21 protein-coding genes are annotated in these 21212 nt (G+C 68.2%); 7 read left to right on the top strand and 14 right to left on the bottom strand.

Annotated elements, in window-relative coordinates; all coding sequences use genetic code 11:
- Positions 1-21 precede the first annotated feature (21 nt).
- Positions 22-1203, top strand: a complete 1182-nt coding sequence (locus PO605_RS09780; RefSeq protein WP_047472433.1) for an MFS transporter — start codon at positions 22-24, stop codon at positions 1201-1203.
- 83 nt (positions 1204-1286) lie between these two features.
- Here the strand turns inward: PO605_RS09780 and PO605_RS09775 are convergent, their stop codons facing one another.
- Together PO605_RS09775 and lexA are read right to left on the bottom strand one after the other, a co-directional pair.
- On the bottom strand, positions 1287-1694 hold the full coding sequence (locus PO605_RS09775) for a hypothetical protein (RefSeq protein WP_016445895.1): 408 nt from the start codon (positions 1692-1694) through the stop codon (positions 1287-1289).
- Positions 1695-1856: 162 nt separating this feature from the next.
- Positions 1857-2531, bottom strand: a complete 675-nt coding sequence (lexA, locus tag PO605_RS09770) for a transcriptional repressor LexA (RefSeq protein WP_016445896.1) — start codon at positions 2529-2531, stop codon at positions 1857-1859.
- 98 nt (positions 2532-2629) lie between these two features.
- On the opposite strand from lexA, the gene PO605_RS09765 reads away from it, so the two are divergent.
- Complete coding sequence (locus PO605_RS09765; RefSeq protein WP_047472444.1) at positions 2630-3637, top strand: asparaginase; 1008 nt, start codon at positions 2630-2632, stop codon at positions 3635-3637.
- A 94-nt stretch (positions 3638-3731) separates the two neighbouring features.
- On the opposite strand, the gene adk is transcribed toward PO605_RS09765, so the two are convergent.
- The 6 genes from adk to PO605_RS09735 all read right to left on the bottom strand — a co-directional run bounded on the left by adk (position 3732) and on the right by PO605_RS09735 (position 7850).
- Positions 3732-4388, bottom strand: a complete 657-nt coding sequence (gene adk / locus PO605_RS09760; protein WP_016445898.1) for an adenylate kinase — start codon at positions 4386-4388, stop codon at positions 3732-3734.
- 256 nt (positions 4389-4644) lie between these two features.
- Entirely contained in the window at positions 4645-5439 is a 795-nt protein-coding gene (kdsB, locus tag PO605_RS09755) for a 3-deoxy-manno-octulosonate cytidylyltransferase (protein ID WP_272206407.1), read from the bottom strand.
- A 53-nt stretch (positions 5440-5492) separates the two neighbouring features.
- A complete protein-coding gene (locus PO605_RS09750; protein WP_016445900.1) occupies positions 5493-5675 on the bottom strand; it encodes a Trm112 family protein in 183 nt (60 codons plus the stop codon).
- A gap of 64 nt (positions 5676-5739) precedes the next feature.
- Positions 5740-6756, bottom strand: a complete 1017-nt coding sequence (gene lpxK / locus PO605_RS09745) for a tetraacyldisaccharide 4'-kinase (RefSeq protein ID WP_154834402.1) — start codon at positions 6754-6756, stop codon at positions 5740-5742.
- 13 nt (positions 6757-6769) lie between these two features.
- A complete protein-coding gene (locus PO605_RS09740) occupies positions 6770-7195 on the bottom strand; it encodes an ExbD/TolR family protein (RefSeq protein ID WP_272206403.1) in 426 nt (141 codons plus the stop codon).
- A 22-nt stretch (positions 7196-7217) separates the two neighbouring features.
- A complete protein-coding gene (locus PO605_RS09735; protein ID WP_016445902.1) occupies positions 7218-7850 on the bottom strand; it encodes a MotA/TolQ/ExbB proton channel family protein in 633 nt (210 codons plus the stop codon).
- Positions 7851-8245: 395 nt separating this feature from the next.
- Here PO605_RS09735 and xseA point away from each other — a divergent pair, with 395 nt between their 5' ends.
- Positions 8246-9571: an exodeoxyribonuclease VII large subunit gene (gene xseA, locus PO605_RS09730; RefSeq protein WP_047472436.1), complete on the top strand. Its 1326-nt coding sequence runs from the start codon at positions 8246-8248 to the stop codon at positions 9569-9571.
- Between the two features lie 318 nt (positions 9572-9889).
- Complete coding sequence (locus PO605_RS09725) at positions 9890-10471, top strand: superoxide dismutase (protein WP_016445904.1); 582 nt, start codon at positions 9890-9892, stop codon at positions 10469-10471.
- Between the two features lie 103 nt (positions 10472-10574).
- On the opposite strand, the gene PO605_RS09720 is transcribed toward PO605_RS09725, so the two are convergent.
- On the bottom strand, positions 10575-12119 hold the full coding sequence (locus PO605_RS09720; protein WP_047472437.1) for an MFS transporter: 1545 nt from the start codon (positions 12117-12119) through the stop codon (positions 10575-10577).
- 113 nt (positions 12120-12232) lie between these two features.
- Between PO605_RS09720 and PO605_RS09715 the strand changes: the two genes are divergently transcribed.
- Positions 12233-13114 carry a LysR family transcriptional regulator gene (locus PO605_RS09715; RefSeq protein WP_047472438.1) on the top strand — a complete coding sequence of 294 codons (882 nt, stop codon included), beginning with the start codon at positions 12233-12235 and terminating at the stop codon, positions 13112-13114.
- A 34-nt stretch (positions 13115-13148) separates the two neighbouring features.
- Here PO605_RS09715 and PO605_RS09710 read toward each other — a convergent pair whose 3' ends face one another.
- Positions 13149-14366, bottom strand: coding sequence for an MFS transporter (locus PO605_RS09710; protein WP_272206400.1), 1218 nt, complete (start codon positions 14364-14366; stop codon positions 13149-13151).
- A 123-nt stretch (positions 14367-14489) separates the two neighbouring features.
- On the opposite strand from PO605_RS09710, the gene PO605_RS09705 reads away from it, so the two are divergent.
- Positions 14490-15086, top strand: a complete 597-nt coding sequence (locus tag PO605_RS09705) for a TetR/AcrR family transcriptional regulator (protein ID WP_026062285.1) — start codon at positions 14490-14492, stop codon at positions 15084-15086.
- Positions 15087-15103: 17 nt separating this feature from the next.
- On the opposite strand, the gene PO605_RS09700 is transcribed toward PO605_RS09705, so the two are convergent.
- From PO605_RS09700 to PO605_RS09690, 3 genes are read right to left on the bottom strand one after another with little or no spacing between them, the layout of a single operon-like run.
- The gene (locus tag PO605_RS09700; protein WP_016445909.1) at positions 15104-15964 is read right to left on the bottom strand and encodes an isocitrate lyase/PEP mutase family protein; all 861 of its coding nucleotides are present in this window, start codon (positions 15962-15964) and stop codon (positions 15104-15106) included.
- A gap of 44 nt (positions 15965-16008) precedes the next feature.
- Positions 16009-17013 (bottom strand): Bug family tripartite tricarboxylate transporter substrate binding protein, encoded by a 1005-nt coding sequence (locus PO605_RS09695; RefSeq protein ID WP_047472440.1) that lies wholly within the window; start codon positions 17011-17013, stop codon positions 16009-16011.
- 47 nt (positions 17014-17060) lie between these two features.
- Positions 17061-18068: a tripartite tricarboxylate transporter substrate binding protein gene (locus PO605_RS09690; protein ID WP_272206396.1), complete on the bottom strand. Its 1008-nt coding sequence runs from the start codon at positions 18066-18068 to the stop codon at positions 17061-17063.
- Positions 18069-18287: 219 nt separating this feature from the next.
- Here PO605_RS09690 and prpR point away from each other — a divergent pair, with 219 nt between their 5' ends.
- Positions 18288-20285, top strand: coding sequence for a propionate catabolism operon regulatory protein PrpR (gene prpR, locus PO605_RS09685; protein WP_272206395.1), 1998 nt, complete (start codon positions 18288-18290; stop codon positions 20283-20285).
- Here the strand turns inward: prpR and PO605_RS09680 are convergent, their stop codons facing one another.
- The gene (locus PO605_RS09680; protein ID WP_272206393.1) at positions 20286-21206 is read right to left on the bottom strand and encodes a LysR family transcriptional regulator; all 921 of its coding nucleotides are present in this window, start codon (positions 21204-21206) and stop codon (positions 20286-20288) included. It lies immediately after the preceding gene.
- Positions 21207-21212: the final 6 nt, after the last annotated feature.

Below are 21212 nucleotides of genomic sequence, written 5' to 3'. Positions count from 1 at the left end.
GGACGTGACAGGAGGCAGGGCATGAACCGCGCACGTCTGGGGCTGCTTACGGGCACGCATGCCATCAACGACCTCTACCAGGGACTGGTTCCTGCGCTGTTGCCCTTCATGGTGCTGGAGCGCGGCTACAGCTATACGGAAGCCAGCGGCCTGATGCTGGCGGCCACGGGCCTGTCGAGCATGGTCCAGCCGCTGTTCGGCCTGTATGCCGACCGGTCGCCACGGCCCTGGATGGTGCCGGCCGGCTTTGTGGTGGCCGCCCTGGGCCTGGCCCTGGTGGGCATGAGCCCGGACTACTGGGTCAGCTGGTTGGCTGCCGTGCTGTGCGGCCTGGGGATCGCGGCCTACCATCCGTCCGCAACGGTGGCGGCCCGCATGGCGGGCGGCAGCTCGCAGAAGGCGATGAGCGTATTTTCGGTGGGCGGAACGGCGGGGGCATCGTTCGCTCCCATGCTGGCTGCGGCCGTGGTGGGCGCAGGCGCCTTGCACCGCAGCTGGATGCTGGCCCTGCCTGCAGCGGCCATGCTGGTGCTCTGGTATGCCTGTACCTGGCGGGATGGAGCCAAGGACCATTGCGCCACCCGGCGCCCGGCCGTGGCTCAGGGCGAATTGCCGGCCAACCACTGGCGCGCCTTCTTCCTGCTGTGCGGGGTCATCGTCTGCTGGTCGATTCCCTATGTGACGGTGCTGTCCACCCTGCCCATGTTCGTGACGCGCGAGCTGGGCGGCTCGGACTTCATGGGAGCGGCCACGCTGACCTCATTCACAGCCGCTGCGGCGGTGGGCACTTTGCTGGGGGGCACGCTTGCAGATCGCCGGGGGCGCATGCAGGCCATCCGCGCCGGCTACCTGCTGGCATTGCCTGCTCTGGCGGCCCTGGCCCTGGCCTCCACGCCATGGATGGCGCTGGCCTGCACCATGGCCCTGGGCGTGTGCATGTTTCTTCCGTTTGCCGCCCAGGTCACGCTGGCCCAGGACTATCTGCCGCGCAACCAGGCCACGGCCAGCGGGCTGACCCTGGGGCTGGCCATGTCGATAGGCGGCATGGTGGCGCCGTTGTTCGGCATGCTGTCCGATGCGCGCGGACTGCGTTTTTCGTTGAGCGTCGTGCTGTGCATTCTGTGCGTTGCCGCGGCGCAGGCGTGGTGCATGCGCAATCGGCGCAGCGAGGGGAGTGCTGCACCGGCGGCTGTCAGGGCCTGATGCGCAGCCCCTGCCGCTGGGCAAGGCAAGAGACAGGCCCGGGCTCTCGCAGACCGGGTGGACGGGTTGGTCTCAGGGCGACCTCAGGCCGGTGTCTGCGCGCCGTGCGCTTCCATGCGTTCCAGGGCGGCACAGACATCGGCCATGCGGCCCGAGATGAACAGGCATTCGGGCTGCTCCTGCGGCGAGCGCTGGATGATGCGCAGACCCGAAGGCAGGGCCTGATCTGCCGGAAGGGAGGGCAGTTCGGGTTGCAGGGGCAGCAGCAGCTGCGCATCCCTGTGTTCTGGCAGCCGTGCTGACTTGCTGCGCCGTTGCTGGCTGCGGCGGCGGGCCTTGCTGAAGGACAGGATGGTCGCCTGCTCGGATTGCACAGGCGATTCGGGCTGGATGGTGCGCATGGCGGGCTCCATGGCGGCGGCGGGCAGGCGAATGCCCTGTGCCAGGCGCAGGAAGGACAGAGAAGACAGTGTTGGCAGAGCGAATCCCATGTGACGACTCCTGTTGGCGTATTTCAAAGAGGCATGGACACAGGCAGGATTGCGGTTTGCGGGCAAAGCTCCGCCCAGGGCGAAGCTGCAAGGCTTCGCGCCTACCACCTGGGCGGTGCATGAAATAGGGGGGGGCAACCCGTGCAGGGCTGCCCGTCCGGCTTACATGGACATGCTGTTGCGGATCAGCCCCACGGCCAGGCCTTCAATGGCAAAGGCCTCTTCGGGAGCGACGCGGATCACCGGGTAATCGGGGTTTTCCGGCAGGAGCTCCACGCCCTGCGTGGTGCGGCGCAGGCGCTTGACGGTGACTTCATCTCCCAGGCGTGCCACGACGATCTGCCCGTTGCGGGCTTCATGCGCGGACTGCACGGCCAGCAGATCGCCGTCCATGATGCCCGCGTCGCGCATGGACATGCCGCGCACGCGCAGCAGATAGTCCGGGCGGACCTGGAACAGGCTGGGTTCGACGGAATAGGTCTGGTCGATATGTTCCTGGGCGAGAATGGGCGAGCCCGCCGCAACGCGGCCCACCAGCGGCAGCATCAGCGGCGCCAGGGCCGACAGCGGCAGCCCGAAGCTGGTGCCGCGTGCGGCATTGATGTTGCGCACGGTGTCGGTACGCAGGCGAATGCCGCGGGAGGTGCCGCTGACCAGTTCGATCACGCCTTTGCGGGCCAGGGCCTGCAGATGTTCCTCTGCTGCGTTGGCGGACTTGAAGCCCAGCGTGTTGGCGATTTCCGCGCGGGTGGGGGGCGCGCCCGTGCGGGAGATGGCGGCCTGGATCAGGTCCAGGATCTGTTGCTGGCGGGCGGTGAGCTTGGGATGGTCGAGCATGGCGTGCGTCCGGTCCTTGAATTCAGATGGCAGGCAGAGAAGTCATCTGATGATTTATACAGTATCTGTATTTTTAACCAGTTTTCCAAGAGGTGCAAGTGGGGCAGTCAAAGTTGGTGATTCTTGGCACGGGCGGCACCATCGCCGGCCGGGCGGATTCGCAGTCGCAGGCAGTGGGATACAAGGCCGGACAGATCACGGTGCAGTCGCTGCTCGATGCCGTGCCGGATCTGGAGCAGCAGGCGCTGGGGCCTGTGCAGACGCAGCAGATCGCGCAGGTGGACAGCAAGGATATGGACTGGCCCGTGTGGCGCGCGTTGCTGCGTGCCTGCACGCAGGCGCTGGAGGATGCGGACACACGCGCCGTGGTGATCACGCATGGAACGGACACGCTGGAAGAGACGGCCTGGCTGCTGCACAGCCTGCTGCCTGCCGCCAAGCCCATAGTGCTCACTTGCGCCATGCGCCCGGCCACGGCCCTGCTGGCCGACGGACCGCAGAATCTGCGCGATGCCGTGACCGTGGCCGCCAGCGGCGGGCGCAGCGGTGTGTGGGTGGTGGCCGGCGGCGAAGTACATGCGGCGGCCCAGGTGCAAAAAGTCCACCCTTACCGACTGCAGGCCATGCGCTCCATGGAAGGTGGCCCGCAGGCCCTGGTGGAGGAAGGGCGCGTGCGCTGGCTGGTGCATGATGCGCCGGTCACGCCGGTCACGCCGGTCACGCCGGTTGCCCCCGTTGCGCGGATGGTGACTTCCGCTCCCGCTCTGTCTGACCTGCTGGCGCTGGATGAGCTGCCCTGGGTCGAGGTGGTGTTCAGCAGTGCCCTGGCGCGTGCCTGCGGCGTGGATGCGCTGGTGGCCGCAGGCGTGCGCGGCATCGTGGTGGCCGGCACGGGCAATGCGACCGTTCACGAAAGCATGGAAGCGGCCTTGCTGCGTGCGCGCGACAAAGGCGTCTGGATCTGGCGGGGCACGCGCTGCGCCGAAGGCCTGCCCGTTGCCTCGGGGCTTGGCACGGACCCCGCAGAGGCCGATCTGGTCCAACTGCCCGTGGCCAAGGCGCGGATTGCCATGATGCTGGCGCTGGCCGCGCAGCCGCGCGACTGATCCTCCGGGCGTCGCCGGCGCTTCAGATGCAGGCGGGCAACAAAAAAGCACCCGGCGGGCGGGTGCTTTTCTGGGGTCTGGCGCATGGCCTGCGTCATTCAGCCAGTGCTGCGAGGGCGCGCTGGGTGATGTCTTCCACCGAGCCCAGGCCGCTGATGGCGCGGTACTTGGGGGCTGCTGCGGCTTCCTTCTCGGCCCAGGCGCGGTAGTAGTCCACCAGCGGGCGGGTCTGGCTGCTGTAGACGTCCAGGCGCTTCTTGACCGTTTCTTCCTTGTCGTCCTCGCGCTGCACCAGCGGCTCGCCGGTCACGTCGTCCAGGCCTTCGACCTTGGGCGGGTTGAACGTGACGTGGTAGGTGCGGCCCGAAGCGGGGTGGGAGCGGCGGCCGCTCATGCGCTCAATGATGGCATCGAAGGGCACATCGATCTCGAGCACGTAGTCCAGCTTCACGCCGGCGGCCTTCATGGCGTCGGCCTGGGGAATGGTGCGGGGAAATCCGTCGAACAGGAAACCGTTGGCGCAATCGGGCTGGGCAATGCGCTCCTTGACCAAATTGATGATCAGGTCGTCGCTGACCAGTTGGCCGGCGTCCATCACGGCCTTGGCCTGCTGGCCCAGGGGCGTGCCGGCCTTGACGGCGGCACGCAGCATGTCACCGGTGGAGATCTGGGGAATGCCGTACTTCTGGCAGATGAAAGCGGCTTGCGTGCCTTTGCCGGCGCCGGGTGCGCCCAACAAAATCAGTTTCATGGAAGTCCTTGAGGAGAGTAGAAATTCTTGTCTGCCGGATCGGCCCACCGGGGCGGACAGTCCATGCGTCATATTTTTGTCGCGGGCAAGGATAGCACGCACAGGGCCAACACTGGCTTACACGCACGGGGCAAAACTGTCGCCTGTGCAATCGCCAAAACCTGCGTTTTGCTGTCCGACAAAACCGCATGGGCGGTGTTGCTGCAAATGGCGATGCCCGGCATCGCCATTTGTGCGTTTTCAGCGGCCGGCCGATTCACGCCGGCGGGTTGGACAGCTGGGCGCGCACCCGCTCCAGATCCTCGCGCGTGTCCACGCCAGGGCCGGGTGCATGGGGTGTGACATGGACGGCGATGCGGTGGCCGTGCCACAGCGCACGCAACTGCTCCAGGGCCTCCAGTGCCTCGGTGGGTGCCTGGGAAAGCTGGGGGAAGCTGCGCAGGAAGCCAGCGCGATAGCTGTAGATGCCGATGTGGCGCAGCGGTGCGAAGCCGGGGTGGCCCAACGCTGCCGATGCCGTCTCCCACCATGCCTGGTCCGCATGCTCGCGCGCGAAGGGAATGGGCGCACGGCTGAAATAGTGGGCCATGCCCTGGGCATCGCAGACGACCTTGACCACGTTCGGGTTGACGAAGTCGGCAAGGCTGTCAATGGCATGCGCCGCCGTTCCCATGCTGGCCGAAGGTTGCCGGGGCAGCAGGGCGGCCACGGCGTCGATGAGTTCGGGGGCGATCAGCGGCTCGTCGCCCTGGACATTGACCACGATGTCATCGCCATCGAGATCCAGCAGCGCGCAGGCCTCGGCCAGTCGGTCGCTGCCGCTGGCATGGTCGTTGCGCGTGAGCACGGCCGCCACGCCATGCGCGGTACAGGCGGCGAGGATGCTTTCGTCATCAGCTGCGACCACGCACCGTGCGGCGCCGCTGCGGCTGGCGCGCTGTGCCACGCGCACGACCATGGGAAGCCCTGCAATGTCGGCCAGGGGCTTGCCCGGCAGGCGGCTGGAAGACAGGCGGGCGGGAATCAGAACCGTGAAGGGCGCGGAGGACATGGTGCGTGCAGGAGTGAGGCGAAGGCGTGGGGCGGCGCAGATGATGGGAAAAATCAGTCCTCGATCTCGTCGTCGTCCAGCGTGCGGGCCTCGGTTTCCAGCAGCACGGGAATGCCGTCGCGCACCGGGTAGGCCAGGCGCGCGCTGCGCGAGACCAGTTCCTGGTGCTCGCGGTCAAAGCGCAGCGGGCCTTTGGTGACGGGGCAGACCAGCAGTTCGAGAAGTTTGGCGTCCATGGCGGATCCTGTGTTTTGAAGGGAAAGGGCGGGCCGTGGCAGCCAGCCGAGACGGAGATGATAGTCAGGCGGGGCAGGGGCGCAGTGCCTGCAGCCGCTCATCTAGCAGCGCCCAGAAATCCGCCGGCAGCTGCAATTGCAGCGCAACCGCCCAGGCCTGGGGATGGGTGCGCCACAGCTTGACGGCATCTTTTTCGGTGCAGACCAGCGGGTCTTCGTTGCGCCCCAGGCGCTGGAAGCTCTCAAAATTATAGTGATCCGGCAGCGCCTGGACATGCTCCAGCGTCAGGCCTTGCTCGCGGGTCAGCATGGAGAAAAAGCCTTCGGGCCGGGCCACTGCCGCCACGGCCTCCACGGGCTGCGCACGCAGGGAGGACAGTGCGATGCGCTCGCCTTGGGCATTGACGGCTTCGCTGGACAGCTGGCGCTGCATGGCAAACGCGGGGGCGTCGGTGTCGGGGGCTGCGCCTGCATGCAGCACGGCGGTGACGGGGCGCGGCCAGGGCTCGCGCAGCGGGCCGGCCGGCAGCAGCCAGCCGTTGCCGATGCCGTCGTCATTGAAGACGCACAGCTCGATGTCGCGGGCCAGGGCCAGGTGCTGCAGGCCGTCATCGCTGATGACCACATCCACCTGCGGGTGGCGGGCGCGCAGGGCCTGGACGGCCTCGATGCGCTTGCGGGCCACGAAGACCGGCACGCCGCTGGCACGCGCCAGCAGCGCGGGTTCATCGCCCACGTCGGCGGGGGCGCTGTCAGGACGGGCTTCGCGGCAGTCGTCCGTGCTGCGGCCATAGCCGCGCGAGACGATGCCGGGACTCCAGCCGCCATCGCGCAGATGGCGGGCCAGGGCGAGCGTGACGGGGGTCTTTCCGGCGCCGCCCGCAATCACGTTGCCGACGACGATGACCGGAATGCCGGCCTGGCCCCCACGCCTGAAGCCCAGTGCATATGGCAGCCGATGCAGGCCCAGCAGGGCACGGTACAGCAGGGACAGGGGAAGGAGCGCGCAGGCCAGCGGACCGCGGCGGCGCCAGGCCGCGCGAAGCCCCCGGGCTGCGGGGGCAGGACCAGTCCGGGGCATGGCGGCCTTGCCTTCAGCGCCCGGCGCTGGCCGAGGTCTGCGTGGCGAAGGTGATCTGGGACAGTCCGGCGCGGCGCGAGGCTTCCATCACCGATACCACGGACTGGTGCGGCGCAGTGGCATCGGCGCTGATGATGACCACACTGTCCTTGCCGGCGACGGCCGCTGCGGCCAGCGCCTGGGTCAGGTCGGTGACGCTGCGGTCTTCCACGGCGGTCTTGTTGATGGCATAGCGGCCATCGGCTGCGATGGCGACGATGATTTCGCGGGGCCGGTCGCGCTGCTGCTCGACGTCGGCCACCGGAAGGGTCAGCTGCAGCTCGGTGAACTTGCTGTAGGTGGTGGACAGCATCAGAAAGATCAGCACCACCAGCAGCACGTCGATGAACGGGATCAGGTTGATCTCGGGTTCGTCACGGCGGCGGGGACGGAAGTTCATGTCAGGTCTCTCGCGTGCTGGTTCACTTGCCGCCGACGCGGGTGAGGTGGCGCACGAACTGTTCGGAAGCCAGCTCCATGCCCAGCAGGTAGCCGTCGACGCGGGCGCGGAAGTAGCGCCAGAAGATCAGGGCCGGAATGGCGACGATCAGGCCGAAGGCCGTGTTGTACAGGGCGATGGAGATGCCGGCCGCCAGCTGGGCGGGGTTGCTGCCGCCGGTGGCCGATGCGCCGCCTTGCGAGCCGAAGATCTCGATCATGCCGATCACCGTGCCCAGCAGGCCCAGCAAAGGGGCGGCAGAGGCGATGGTGGCCAGTGCGCTCAGGTGCTTTTCCAGCGTGTGGGCGGCGGCGCGGCCGGCGCCTTCCATGGACGCGCGCAGCTCTTCCTCGCTGCTGTCCGGATGGGCCTGCAGTGCGCGCAGCCCGCTGGCCAGGACCTCGCCCAGCGTGGAGTTCTGTGCCAGTTGCTGCACGACTTCCTGACTGGGCAGGCCGCGCGAGGACACGGAAATCGCCTCGCCCAACAGGGCAGGCGGCGCAACACGGGCTGTTTTCAGCGCCACGAAGCGTTCAAAGACCAGGGCCAGAGCCAGGATGGAGCAGGCAATCAGTGGCCAGATCGGCCAGCCTGCGGCTTGTATGATCGACAGCAAGTTGTTTTCCCCCCGCGTTTAACTGCAGCCGACGATTATGGCCCAGCCATGTGGCCGGTCCAGGCGTCCCGGCTGCGCGATCGGCCTAAAACTGTGACCGGGCGCAGCATCCAGGCAACGGGCGGTGTCCCGGTTTCTGGCCTCGGGCTTGCTCATATAGCACAATTTTCTGTGGATAACTTTGTTATCAAGCTGCCTGCGCAGATGCGGCGGCGACGGCGAATGACCACTGTGACAAATGTGAATTCTTTGTTTCAGTAAAAAATCTATTATTAATCAAATGCTTGTGAGGTGTTCTTGAGATTGCTTGTGCAAATCATCGCCAAAGTGCCTCTTCAAGGCCGCATCTGCCGGCCTGTGGAGAATGTTGCACTGCATGCTGACCGGAAGCCCGCATGAGCGGTGCATTTGGCGCAATGAATCCAGCAGCGGCGCCGCTGGTCTGGGAAGTCGGCGCGCTGTGCCGCGCCGTGAGCGATGCCTTGCAGGCGCGCTTCAATCCGGTGGCGGTGCGCGGCGAGATCAGCGGCTTCTCGCGCGCGGCCAGCGGCCATTGCTACTTCAGCATCAAGGACGCCGGCGGGCAGATCCGCTGCGCCATGTTCCGGCGCGCGGCCCAGCTCATGGACTTTTCGCCGCGCGATGGCGAGCTGGTCGAGTTGCGGGGCCGGCTGGGTGTCTACGAGCAGCGCGGTGATCTGCAACTGGTCGTCGAAAGCATGCAGCGTGCAGGCCAGGGCGCACTGTTCGAGCAGTTCCTGCGGCTGAAGGCGCAGCTGGAGGCCGAAGGCCTCTTCGATGCGACGCGCAAGCGCAGCCTGCCGCCGCTGCCGCGCGGCATTGGCGTGGTGACTTCGCCGGGGGCTGCCGCGCTGCACGACGTGATCACCGCGCTGCGCCGCCGCGTGCCCCACATCCCCGTGGTGCTGGTGCCGGCCCTGGTGCAGGGCGCGCAGGCACCGGCCTCGCTGATCGACGCGCTGCAAAGGCTTTATGGGCTGGCGCAGGAAGGCGCGGGATCGGTGGCCGGCGCGCCGCACATCGACACCATCTTGCTGGTGCGCGGCGGCGGCTCCATCGAAGACCTCTGGGCCTTCAATGACGAGCGCCTGGCCCGCACCATCGTGCAAAGCCCGGTGCCGCTGATCAGCGGCGTGGGGCACGAGACCGACTTCACCATTGCCGACTTCTGCGCCGACCTGCGCGCGCCCACGCCCACGGCGGCGGCAGAGTTGGTGAGCCAACCGCGCGACGTCTGGCTGGGTGCGCTGCAGCTCATGCAGGGCCGGCTGGAGGACGGGGTGCAACGGCTGCTGGACCGCCAGCAGCAGCGCCTTGACCTGGCGTCGCAGCGCCTGGGCCGGCCCAGCGAACAGCTGGCGCGCAGCCGGCTGCAGCTCAGCCGCCAGGCGCAGCGCCTGCGCCATGCCATGCAGTTGAGGCTGCAGCGCATGGACCATGCGGGGCAGGGCCTGCAGGCGCAGCTGCCTGCGGGCATGCGCCGCGGCCTGGACAGGCGCGCGGACCACCTGGCGCGCATGGAGCTTCGCCTGCAACTGCTGGACCCGCGCCTGGTGCTGCAGCGCGGCTATGCCCTGCTCACCGATGCCGAGGGCCATCCCGTGACCGAGGCGCGCCGTGCGCCACCCGGCACGGCGCTGCAGGCGCAACTGGCGGACGGCAGTCTGGACCTGGTGGTGACGCAGCCGCGCCTGCTCTGAACTGCGGCCCGCTGTGTGCAGCGTTCGGCGTGCAGGGAGTGGCGGGCGGCAGGCGGTATCCGTGTAGGCCGATTGGCCGGATTGCGGTCAATTCACATCCACCCTCGCGGCAGCGGGCCAAGATGGCCGATTTGGAGCGCGCTTTCGCCGCAGGGTCACGAACTTGTTCCTACAATGCCCGTTCGGGTGCGTGAGGGCCAGGGCTCGCAGCAATGCGCGCAGTGCAGGCCCCGCGCGACGGTCACGGCAGGCGCTGCAGGCGCTCTGCGCAACAGGTGCTGGCCCGTCCTAAAAGATTTCAACCACGAAGGAAACACCATGGAACATACCTTGCCCCCTCTGCCCTATGCGATTGACGCGCTGGCACCCCACTACAGCCAGGAAACGCTGGAGTACCACCATGGCAAGCACCACAACGCCTATGTGGTGAACCTGAACAACCTGCAAAAGGGCACCGAATTCGAAAGCATGACCCTGGAAGAGATCGTCAAGAAGTCTTCCGGCGGCATCTACAACAACGCAGCCCAGATCTGGAACCACACCTTCTTCTGGAACTGCATGGCCCCCAACGGTGGCGGCGAGCCCACCGGTGCCCTGGCTGACGCCATCAACAAGAAGTGGGGCAGCTATGCCGCCTTCAAGGAAGCCTTCGTGAAGTCGGCCGTGGGCAACTTCGGCTCCGGCTGGACCTGGCTGGTGAAGAAGGCCGATGGCTCGGTGGACATCGTCAACACCGGCGCCGCCGGCACGCCCCTGACCACGCAAGACAAGGCCCTGCTGACCGTGGACGTCTGGGAGCACGCCTACTACATCGACTACCGCAACCTGCGTCCCAAGTTCGTCGAGACCTTCCTCGACAAGCTGGTGAACTGGAAGTTTGCCGAGCAGAACTTCGCCTGATCGAAGCACCTGCCAGCAATGTGCACGCGCAACGTGCACGCAGCGCCCAAAAAGCCCCGAAAGGGGCTTTTTGGCTTTCTGGCTGAAGCCGGGGTGCCGACGTTCAGCGGCGCTGACCGCGCAGCCGCCACCCCGTCCACAGCGCCGTGCACACCAGCAGCAGCGTGGCGCCGGCGATCACGGCGCTGAAACCCTGGCCGAAGGCCGTGCGTGCCAGTTCGGTCAACTGGTGCGCGGCCTGAGGCCTCAGCTGTTCGGCGGCCAGCAGGGCTTCGTCCAGGCTGTCGCGCACGGAATCGGGCAGGGCCAGGCCCAGCCCCTCAGGCAGGCGCAAAGAGCCTGCGTACACGGCCGACAGCAGGCTGCCCATCAGCGTCACGCCCAGGGCGCCGCCCAGCTCGTATGACACCTCCTCGACCGAAGCCGCCATGCCTGCACGGTCTGCGGGAGCGCTTTGCATGATGGTGCTCGACGCCGTGGTCATGGCCGCGCCTATGCCCAGGCCCAGCAGGGCCAGCGCCCCCGCCTGCGGCCACCAGCCCATGTCATGGACCAGCAGGTAGCCGCCCATGCCCAGGCCCGACAGCAACAGGGAGGCCGGCAGCATGCGGGCCCCACCCAGTCGCGGCAGCCAGTGGCCTGCGACGGGGCCGGCAACAAAGGCGGCCAGCGGCAGCGGCAGCACGGCCAGGCCCGCCTGCAGCGGAGACAGGCCCTGCACCAACTGCAGGCGCTGGCTGAAGACCAGTTCCATGCCGATCAGCGCTGCCGCAGCCACCAGGGCCGAGGCCACGGCCGTGGCAAAGGCCGGGTTGCGGAACAGGGCGAAGTCCAGCAGCGGGTCGCTGCTGCGCCGCTGGCGCCGCACGAACAGGGCAAGAAATCCCAGGCCCAGCACCAGGGCCACGGCGGCCAGGGCCCAGTCGGGCGATTGCTTGCCAGCCTCCTTGATCGCGTAGGTGCTTGCCACCAGGCCTGCCATGACCTGCAGCGAGCCCACAAAGTCCCAGGGCCGCTGCGAGGTGGCGCCGCCTGCGGGAATCAGCCACCAGGCCAGGGGCAGGGCCAGCAGCACGATGGGCACGTTGATCAGGAACACCGAGCCCCACCAGAAATACTCCAGCAGCAGCCCGCCCACCACGGGGCCGAAGGCCGCACCGCCCGATGCCACCGAGGCCCAGATGCCGATGGCCAGCGCGCGCTCGCGCTCATCGGCAAAGCTCAGGCGGATCAGGGACAGCGTGGCCGGCATCATCATGGCCGCGCCCACGCCCAGCAGCGCGCGCGCCGCAATCAGCAGGGTGGGCGAGAGCGCAAAGGCCGCGCACAGCGATGCCAGGCCGAACACGCACAGCCCGGCCATGAACAGCCGCTTGTGGCCGAGCCTGTCGCCCAGCGTGCCCATGCCCAGCAGCAGGCCGGAAACCACCAGGGCATAGATATTGACGATCCACAGCTTGGCGGAGGCCGTGGCCGCCAGGTCATGCGTGAGGCGCGGCAGTGCCGTGTAGAGCACCGTCATGTCGATGACGATGAGCAGCAGCGCCACCGAGACGATGGCCAGCACCAGCCAGCGGCGCGGGTCGGCCGCCAGAGATTTGGAGGGATGCCCCGCAGCGGGGACCCGGGTTTGCGTCGTGAACGCCATAAAGCACCTGTTTGCCCCTGGCCTTGTGGGCCGGAGCTTCCTTTGGATGAAAGCCGCAGTTTCCATCAATAAAATGATTTATCAAAGTTTGATTCAATCCATAAAATTGATGGATGGAATGGACACTGGACAGACTGAGGCATTTCGTGGCGGTGGCCGAGGCCGGCACCATGACCGAGGCTGCGCGCCGCCTGGGCCGTGCGCAATCGGCCGTGAGCACGGCCATCGGCCTGCTGGAGGCCGATCTGGGGCTGGAGCTGTTCGACCGTGTGGGACGCCATGTGCGGCTCACGGCCGCAGGCGAGGTCATGCTGCTGGAGGCCCGGTCCCTGCTGCACCAGGCCCAGGCCATGGACCACCGCGCACGCGCCCTGGCCGCAGGCGGGCAGGCGCGCCTGGCCGTTGCGCTGGACGAGGCATTGCCCTATGTGCCGCTGGCCCAGCTGTTCAAGGAGCTGGCGGCACGCTTTCCGGCCATGGAACTGACCGTGCTGAACGGCACGGCCTCCGAAGTGGCCGAGCATGTGGCGGCGCAGCGTGCACAGGTCGCCTTCCAGTTCGACCGAGCGCCTGCGCCGGCCACCTGTGCCCAGCGCCATATCGGCAGCGTGCCGCAGACCATTTGCGTGGCCAAGGGCCATGTGCTCGATGGCGCAGAGCCCTTGACGCGCAGGCAGCTGGCCGCGCACCGCCAGTTGCTGATGCACATCGAGGGCGTGGAGGACACCGTGCTCAGTCCCGCCGTCTGGCGCTCCAACAGCTTCTATGTGATTGCCGACATGGTGGCCGACGGCCTGGGCTGGGCCATCCTGCCGGTCAATATTGCCGAGTTCGGCGATCTGCGCCCGCATCTGCGGCAACGCGCCTGCGAGGGGCTGGCGCTGCCGCCGCTGACCGTGCGCATGCTCTGGCTGGAAGGGCTGGCGCCCGGGGTCGAGGCGCTGTGGATGCGCCAGCGCCTGGCCGAGCTGCTGGCCTTGATGGCCGCGGCCTGAGCGGTCTGGGCTGGCGCGGGCGTTGGGGCCGTGTTCAGGTGCAGGCAGCGGCTGCGTCTTCGGCAGGCGGGCTCTCTGCTCGTGCCTGGCGTGCGGCCAGCACGCCCAGGGCCCACATGACAGCACCGGCCAGCAGCGCCACCACGAAGGAGATGCGCGCGCCCCACAGGTCGGTGGCCCAGCCGGCGGCGGCCGCGCCCAGGGCCACGCCCATGGCAATGCCGGTCAGCAGCCAGGTCATGCCCTCCGTCAGGCGCTGGGGCGGCACCTGCTGCTCCACCAGGCCCATGGCCACGGTGATGGTCGGGCCGAAGGTAATGCCGGCCAGCAGCACGGCCAGGGTCAGCGTGAACACATTGGTGGCCAGCAGCAGGGGCACGGCCGTGATGCAGACCGAGGCGCCCACCCAGGCGATCTGGCGGTGCAGCGGCGCCTTCAGGCGCAGCGTGCCGAACACCAGTCCCATCACGCAGGAGCCCAGCGCATAGAACGACAGCACGATGCTGGCCGCCGCCGGCTGGCCCTGCTGCGTGGCAAAGGCCACGCTGGCCACGTCGATGGTGCCCACGATGATGCCCTGGGCCAGCATGAACAGCGCCAGCGTGCGTACCACGGGATGGCGGGCCAGCGACTGCTGGCGCGTGCGCCGCTGCGATGTGTCCACGGGTGGCTCTGTACGGCGCTGGGCCACGAACAGCGCCACGCCCACCAGCAGCAGCAAGGAGGCGGCCAGCGGCCCGGCCTCGGGGAACAGCACCATGCTCAGGCCGACCGACAGCGGCGGGCCGACGATGAAGCAGACATCGTCCAGCACGGCCTCCAGCGCATAGGCCGTCTGGCGCTGGGGCGTGCCGCGCAGCAGCACGGTCCAGCGCGCACGCACCATGGCCGGCATGCTGGGCAGGGCGCCCACCAGCGCTGCCAGCACCAGCAGCAGCCAATCCGGCCCCTGCCAATGCGCGCAGGCCAGCAGCGCAAACATGGCGGCAGCACTCACGGCTGCTGCCCAGGGCAGCACCTTGCGCTGGCCATGGCGGTCCACCAGGGCCGAGATGCGGGGCGCCAGCACCGCAATGGACAGCGCAAAGCAGGCCGCGACCGCGCCGGCCAGCGTGTAGGCGCCGCGCTGCTGGGACAGCATGGTGATCAGGCCGATGCCCGTCATCGACAGGGGCAGGCGGGCCAGGAGACCGGCCAGCACAAAGGCGGCCGTGCCGGGCCGGGTGAACAGCTGGCGGTAGGCGTGGAACATGGAAACCTCGGAAAAACGGACAGGCCGCTGCAATCACATACGCGGCGTATGTCAGCGATTCTACGGGTTGCCCATGGCGCGCCGTATCATTGGCATACGTTTTGTATGTGAATGGAGTGCGCCATGCGCAAAAGCCGGGCCAGCATGATCGAGGAGACACGCGCCAAGCTCATCGAGGCTGCGCGCGAGGCCTTTGGCAGCCAGGGCTATGCCCAGGCCTCCATGGACGAACTGACGGCCAAGGCCGGCCTGACGCGCGGCGCGCTGTACCACCATTTCGGCGGCAAGCCGGGCCTGCTGGCCGCCGTGGTGGCGCAGATGGATGCCGAAATGGACGCGCGCCTGGAGCAGGTGCTGGCCGACCATGCAGATCCCTGGGAGGGGTTCCTTGCCTACTGCCGTGCCTACCTGGCCATGGCGCAGGAGGGCGAGATACGCCGCATCGTGCTGCAGGATGCGCGCGCCGTGCTGACGGGCACGGACCAGGGCGAGCAGCACCGTGCCTGCATCGCCTTCGTGGCCGGCTACCTGGAGCAGCTCATGGAGCGCGGCGTGATCGTGCGGGCCAATCCGCTGGCCATGTCGCGCCTGCTCAATGGCTGCCTGGTGGAGTCGGCATTCTGGATTGCCGAGGAAGGGGCGCCCCCCGAACGCCTGCAGCAGGCGCTGCAGGCGCTGGAGCTGACGCTCAAGGGGTGGAAGGCGCCTGCGAGGGGCTGAGCGCCCTCGCTCGTGCTTCACTCGTACTTCTTTTCCAGCGCATCCCAGAACGGCTTGTTGACCAGGCGCTGGCGCTCGGCAAAGGGGGCGACCACGGCGGGGTTCTCGTCCACCCTGCGCTCGTTGCGCAGTTGGCCCAGCGCCTTTTGCATGCCGGCCACGGCGCCTTGCAGCGCGGCATTGGCATACAGCACCAAGCCATAGCCCAGGTCTGCCAGCTCGCCCGCGTCGGTGATGGGCGTCTTGCCTCCGATCACCATGTTCATCAGCTGCGGCGTGGACAGCCGCTGGGGCAGGGCGCGGATTTCTTCGGCCTGGGTCACGGCCTCCACGAAGAGGATGTCGGCTCCCGCCTCGGCAAAGCGCTGGGCGCGCTCGACGGCAGCCTCGAAGCCCTGCGTGGCGCAGGCATCGGTGCGCGCCATGATCAGCGTGCCCTGGTCGCGGCGCGCGTCCACGGCGGCCTTGATCTTGCCCAGCATTTCCTCGGTGGAAATCACTTCCTTGCCATTGAAATGGCCGCAGCGCTTGGGGCTGATCTGGTCCTCGATCTGGATGCAGTCGGCGCCCGCGCGCTCCAGCGTGCGCACCGCATGGTAGGTGTTGAGCGCGTTGCCGAAGCCGGTGTCGGCATCGACGATCAGCGGCAGATCCACGGCGTCGCGGATGCGGGCCGTGTGGTCGGCGATGTCGGTCAGGCCCATGAAGGCCTGGTCGGGCAGGCCGAACCACATATTGGTCACGCCTGCGCCGGTCACATAGATGGCCTCGAAGCCGAGATCGGCCACGACGCGCGCGGACAGTGCGTTGAATGCGCCGGGCACGAGCACGCCGCGGCGCGCTTCGGCCAGGGCCTTGAGTTGTTGCTTGGTGTTCATGGAGGGTTCTGTCGGATGGGAAAAAGCGATGCGCGGGCTGGCGCTCAGTCCAGCGTGATGTTGGCGTTCTTGATCACCGGGCCCCACTTGGCGCGTTCGGCCTCGATGAAATTGCCGTAGGCCTGGGGTGTGCCGCCCATGACCATGCCGCCCGTGTTCTCGATCATGGCGCGCACCTCCGCGTCCTTGAGGGCCTCGTTCACGGCCTTGTTCAGGCGCTCGATCACGGCCGGCGGCGTGCTGGCCGGCGCGATCATGCCCAGCCAGTTGTATGACTCGAAGCCCTTGATGCCCGCCTCATCCAGCGTGGGCACGCCGGGCAGCACCTTCAGTCGCTGCTTGCTGGACACGGCCAGCGCCTTGACCTTGTCGCCCTGGATGGCGGGCAGGGCCGCATAGCCCATCTCGAACATGAAGGCCAGGTGGCCGCCCATCAGGTCGGTGGCCGCCAGCGCGCCGCCCTTGTAGGGCACATGGACCATTTCCGTGCGCGTCTGGAAGGCCAGCAGCTCGCCCGACAGGTGGTGGGCACCGCCCACGCCCGACGATCCATAGGTCAGCGTGCCGGGCTTGGCCTTGGCTGCCGCGACCAGTTCGGCCACGGTCTTGAACGGCTGGTTGGGCGCCGTGGTCAGGATCAGCGGCGCCTCTTCGATCAGGATGATGGGCTGCAGGTCGCGTGCGGCGTTGTAGGGCAGCTTTTTCATCAGCATGGGATTGGTCACCAGCGGACCCGGCGAGCCGAAACCGAAGGTATGGCCGTCCGTGGCCTTGGCGATGGCATCCGTGCCCGTCACGCCGCCCGCGCCGCCGCGGTTGTCGATCACGATGGGCTGGCCCAGGCTCTGGCCTATCTTGTCGGCGATCTTGCGGGCCCGTGTATCGGCAAAGCCGCCGGCCGCATAGGGCACGATGAGCTTGATGGGGCGCGAGGGCCAGGCATCTGCGCCCTGGGCCACGGCGGGGGCGGCGAGCAGGGCGGCAGCGGTGGCGATGGCGCTGAGGGCCAGGCCCATGCCCAGGCGGAGGGTGTTGCGGCGGGTATTCATGGTGTCTTGTCTCGGTTGGGATCGGTGGTGATGGCGCAAGCGGTTCACTATTCCTGCATGTTCGCGGCCTTGACGATCTCGCCCAGGCGCTTGCGTTCGGCATCGGTGAATTTCACGAACTCGGCGCGCGTGCCACCGATGGGCTCGATGCCCAGGCCCTTGAGCTTTTCCACCGTGGCCGGCTCCTTCATGGCCTTGTCCACGGCGGCGGCCAGCTTGTCCAGGATGGCGGGCGGCGTCCCCTTGGGCGCATGGATGCCGGCCCAGTGCGCGATCTGCAGCTCGGCAAAGCCCTGCTCCACGGCGGTGGACAGCTGCGGATAGGCCGAGATGCGCTGCGTCCAGGTGGTGGCCAGGGCCTTGAACTTTCCTTCGTTGAGGATGTGGGGCAGGGCGATGATGCTGGCCTCCGACGTGCCCTCCACCTGCCCGCCCAGCACGGCCGTCGTGCTCTCCGCCCCGCTCTTGTAGGGCACGGGCTGCAGCTGGGCGCCGTACTTCACGTTCAGCATCTCTGCCACGAAATGCGGCGTACTGCCTGTGCCGGCCGTGGCGAAATTGAAGCCCTGGCCCTTCTTCGATGCCTCGACGAAATCGCGCAGGTTCTGGTAGGGCGCGTTCTTGGGAACCACGATCACGGACGGCGCCAGGCCGATCATGGCCACCGGCACCAGCGCATCGTCCTTGAACGGCATGGTCTTCTTGATCATGCTGTTGGAGATCACGCCAGCCGCGCTCACCAGCAGGGTGTAGCCGTCGGGCTGGGCCTTGGCCACGATGTCGGCGCCCACCGTGCCTCCCGCACCCGCGCGGTTGTCGACCACCACGGGCTGGCCCAGGATCCTGGACGCGCCTTCGGCAGCCGAGCGTGCCATCAGGTCATTGGCGCCGCCGGCCGAGAACGGCACCACCAGGCGAATGGGGCGGGTGGGCCAGGCATCGGCGGCGCTGGCAGCCCGTGCAGCGACGGAGCAGGTCACGCCGGCCAGCGGCAGCGCGGCGGCAAGCAGGGTGGCCAGGGCGGTGCGGCGGGGCAGGCGGGATGGCTGGTTCATGGGGTCTCCTGGAAATGCTTGAAATGATTGAAACGCCTGGCCTGTTTGCAAGTGGCATGCCACCGGATCAAAGGGTAAACCCTTGATTTCGCAAGTTGTTGATGTGAATGGGTTTTGTGATTGTTGAAAAGCCTGCTCTGCAGGCATTCACCGATTCGCCCGGTGCGGTGTTGCATGAATGAAATAATCGGTTGCATGAATGAATCAGTTGTGCCTTCCATGCATGCAACCCCTGCCGGCCCCCGCGCAGCCTGGCCGCGCGTCGTCACCGTGGGCCGCCACCGCATCGGCCGCGTGCTGGAGCGCATGTCGCTGGCCGTGGGCGACCAGGTGCGCGTGGAGCATGTCAGCGCGGCCTTTGACGATGCCGTGCAGGCCGTGCGTGCGCTGCAGGCGGTCGAGCCCATAGACGCCCTGGTGGCCGCAGGGGCCAGCGGCGCCTGGGTGCGCGAGCGGGTCGATATCCCCGTCGTCATGATCGAGGTGCGGGGGTTCGATCTGCTGCAGGCGCTGGCCAGCGCGCGTGCACTGGCCCAGTCCGGCGGCACGCCGCGCATCGGGCTGGTGTCGTTCGACCATCCCTCGCCGCATCTGGCCCAGTTCGACGCGCTGTTCGGCGCCGGCATTGCGCAGTTCAGCTACCACGGACCCGAAGATGCCCAGGCCTGCGTGCGTGCGCTGCAGGCCGCCGGCGTGGGCGCCGTCGTCGCGCCCGGCCTGGTGGCCGACCTGGCCGAGCAGGCCGGCATTCCCAGCGTGCTGCTGTACTCCGATGGCGCCGTGCTGCAGGCCCTGCGTGATGCCGTGCTGCTGGCCCGCCACCGCCATGCCGAGCGCGCCCGCCACCAGCGGCTGGAAACCGTGCTCGGCCAGTTGCAGGACGGCGTGGTCGCCGTGGACACGCAAGGCCGCATCCAGGCCCTGAACCCCACCATGGCCGCGCTGCTGGGCGCGCCCGCCAATGCGCTGCATGGCCGGCTGCTGGACGAGGTGGCACCCGCGCTGGCACTGGCACAGGCGCTGCAGTCGCAGTCCCTGGAGCCCGAAGGCAGTGAAGACGTGGTCCAGCTGGCCATGCGCACCCTGGTCGTGCGGCGTGCACCCATCGTGGAAAACGGCCAGCTCACGGGCGCCTTGCTGGTGTGCCGCGACCCGGCCACCATCCAGCGTGCCGACCGCCACCTGCGCGCCAACCGCAGCCTGCGCGGCGCGGGCGTGCGCTGGCGCATCGAAGACTACGCGGGCGACAGCGGGCCCGCCCAGCGCGTGCGCCGCCTGGCGCGCCAGTTCGCGGCCAGCGATGCCACCGTGCTCATCCAGGGCGACAGCGGCACGGGCAAGGAGTTGCTGGCCCAGGGCATGCACCGCGCCAGCCGGCGCGCGGCCCAGCCCTTCCTGGCGGTGAACTGCGCGGCCCTGGGGGAAAGCCTGCTGGAGAGCGAACTCTTCGGCTACGACGAAGGCGCTTTCACCGGCGCGCGGCGCGGCGGCAAGACCGGGCTGATCGAGGCGGCCCATACGGGCACCTTGTTCCTGGACGAGATCGGCGACATGCCGCTGGCCCTGCAGTCCCGCCTGCTGCGCGTGCTGCAGGAGCGCGAAGTGCTGCGCGTGGGCTCCACCACGCCCGTGCCCGTGGACCTGCGCGTCATCGCCGCCACGCATGCCGATCTGGCGGCCCTGGTCGAGCGCGGTGAATTCCGGCGTGACCTGTTCTACCGCCTGGCCGTGCTGCGCCTGTCCATGCCCGGACTGCACGAACGCGGCCCGGCCGATGTCCAGGCCCTGGCCCGCGCCATGCTGGCGCGGCGCCTGCGCACGCAGTCGCTGCAGGCGGAAGGGCCATCGCTGGAGCCCTTGCTGGCGGCCTTGCTGGAGCTGGCATCCGGCCACCGCTGGCCCGGCAATGCGCGAGAGCTGGACAACTGGGTGGAACGCCTGCTGGCCTGCCGCCACGACCTGCGCGACAGCGCGGGCCGCGTGGACATGGGCCGCTTGCGGGAGCTGTTTCCTGAATGCGACGGGGCTGGGCAGGGTACCGTTCAGGCCCTGCCAGCGCAGCAGCGGCAACTGCAGTTGCGCGAGGCCCGGCGCGATGCCGAGCGCCAGCGCATGCGCGAAGTGCTGGAGCAGGTACAGGGCGACCAGCGCCGCGCCTGCGAGATCCTGGGCATCAGCCGGGCCACGCTGTGGCGCAGGCTCAGGGCGCCGGACTGATCAGGGTGCATGGCCACCCAGCCGCTCGGCCAGGAAATCCATCAGCACGCGCAGCTTCAGTGGCAGATGTCTGGTGGGCGGGTGAAGAATCCACAGCTGGCCGCTGTAGTTGGGCAGGAAGCTCCAGTCCGGCAGCACCTGCACGATGCGCCCGTCCGCCAGGGCCTGCCGTGCCGTGAAGCGGGGCAGGCTGGCGATGCCGATGTGCTGCAGCACGGCGTCCAGCCGCACACCGGTGTGGTTGGCCGCATAGCGCCCGCGCACGGCCACGGTGACGGTCTTGCCGTGGCCGCGCAGCTTCCAGTGCGCGTCGCCGGGCTCCTCTCCCAGGTAGATGAAGCTGTGGGCCTTGAGGTCCAGCGGATGCACGGGCGTGCCGTGCCGGGCCAGGTACTGGGGCGAGGCGCACAGCAGATGGTCGATGTCCATCAGGTGGCGGCCCATGAGCCCTGGCGGCGGGTGGTTGGTGATGCGTATGGCCAGGTCCACGGGGTCATCGATCAGGTCCATGTAGCGGTCTTCCAGCCGCATTTGCACGTCGACCTCGGGATACAGGGCCAGGAAGTCGGGCATGTGGGGATGGACCACGGTATGGCCCACGGCCTTGGGCACGCTGATGCGCACCAGGCCGCGCGGCTGCGCGTCCTGAAGCAGGGATGCAGCCATGACGGCCTGCGCGGCGCCCACCATGTCCAGGCAGCGCGCATGCACTTCGCGGCCGGCCTCGCTCAGGCGCAGCTTGCGCGTGGTGCGTTCCAGCAGGCGCAGGCCCAGCGCCTTTTCCAGCCGCGCCACGCCCCGGCTGGTGGCCGATGGCGTGCTGCCCAGCTGGCGCGCGGCCTCGGAGAAGCTGCCCGTGTCCACCACCTTGACGAAGATGGCCATTTCCCCGAACAGATGCAGGGCTTGATTTGTGCCCATGGCGCA

The sequence above is a fragment of the Delftia sp. DT-2 genome (assembly GCF_028401915.1).
GTDB classification, from domain to species: Bacteria; Pseudomonadota; Gammaproteobacteria; order Burkholderiales; family Burkholderiaceae_C; genus Comamonas; species Comamonas tsuruhatensis.
The sequence above is the reverse complement of the archived record's forward strand: the minus strand, read 5'-3'. Positions and strand labels throughout refer to the sequence as shown.

Coding starts and splice junctions, on each gene's coding strand:
- PO605_RS09705 (WP_026062285.1), top strand. CDS start 14,490: ATGCGCAAAAGCCGGGCCAGCATGATCGAGGAGACACGCGCCAAGCTC.
- PO605_RS09775 (WP_016445895.1), bottom strand. CDS start 1,694: ATGGGATTCGCTCTGCCAACACTGTCTTCTCTGTCCTTCCTGCGCCTG.
- PO605_RS09720 (WP_047472437.1), bottom strand. CDS start 12,119: ATGGCGTTCACGACGCAAACCCGGGTCCCCGCTGCGGGGCATCCCTCC.
- PO605_RS09780 (WP_047472433.1), top strand. CDS start 22: ATGAACCGCGCACGTCTGGGGCTGCTTACGGGCACGCATGCCATCAAC.
- PO605_RS09750 (WP_016445900.1), bottom strand. CDS start 5,675: ATGGACGCCAAACTTCTCGAACTGCTGGTCTGCCCCGTCACCAAAGGC.
- PO605_RS09690 (WP_272206396.1), bottom strand. CDS start 18,068: ATGAACCAGCCATCCCGCCTGCCCCGCCGCACCGCCCTGGCCACCCTG.
- PO605_RS09680 (WP_272206393.1), bottom strand. CDS start 21,206: ATGGGCACAAATCAAGCCCTGCATCTGTTCGGGGAAATGGCCATCTTC.
- lpxK (WP_154834402.1), bottom strand. CDS start 6,756: ATGCCCCGGACTGGTCCTGCCCCCGCAGCCCGGGGGCTTCGCGCGGCC.
- PO605_RS09740 (WP_272206403.1), bottom strand. CDS start 7,195: ATGAACTTCCGTCCCCGCCGCCGTGACGAACCCGAGATCAACCTGATC.
- PO605_RS09715 (WP_047472438.1), top strand. CDS start 12,233: ATGGAATGGACACTGGACAGACTGAGGCATTTCGTGGCGGTGGCCGAG.
- PO605_RS09725 (WP_016445904.1), top strand. CDS start 9,890: ATGGAACATACCTTGCCCCCTCTGCCCTATGCGATTGACGCGCTGGCA.
- adk (WP_016445898.1), bottom strand. CDS start 4,388: ATGAAACTGATTTTGTTGGGCGCACCCGGCGCCGGCAAAGGCACGCAA.
- PO605_RS09700 (WP_016445909.1), bottom strand. CDS start 15,964: ATGAACACCAAGCAACAACTCAAGGCCCTGGCCGAAGCGCGCCGCGGC.
- lexA (WP_016445896.1), bottom strand. CDS start 2,531: ATGCTCGACCATCCCAAGCTCACCGCCCGCCAGCAACAGATCCTGGAC.
- PO605_RS09710 (WP_272206400.1), bottom strand. CDS start 14,366: ATGTTCCACGCCTACCGCCAGCTGTTCACCCGGCCCGGCACGGCCGCC.
- prpR (WP_272206395.1), top strand. CDS start 18,288: ATGCATGCAACCCCTGCCGGCCCCCGCGCAGCCTGGCCGCGCGTCGTC.
- xseA (WP_047472436.1), top strand. CDS start 8,246: ATGAGCGGTGCATTTGGCGCAATGAATCCAGCAGCGGCGCCGCTGGTC.
- kdsB (WP_272206407.1), bottom strand. CDS start 5,439: ATGTCCTCCGCGCCCTTCACGGTTCTGATTCCCGCCCGCCTGTCTTCC.
- PO605_RS09695 (WP_047472440.1), bottom strand. CDS start 17,013: ATGAATACCCGCCGCAACACCCTCCGCCTGGGCATGGGCCTGGCCCTC.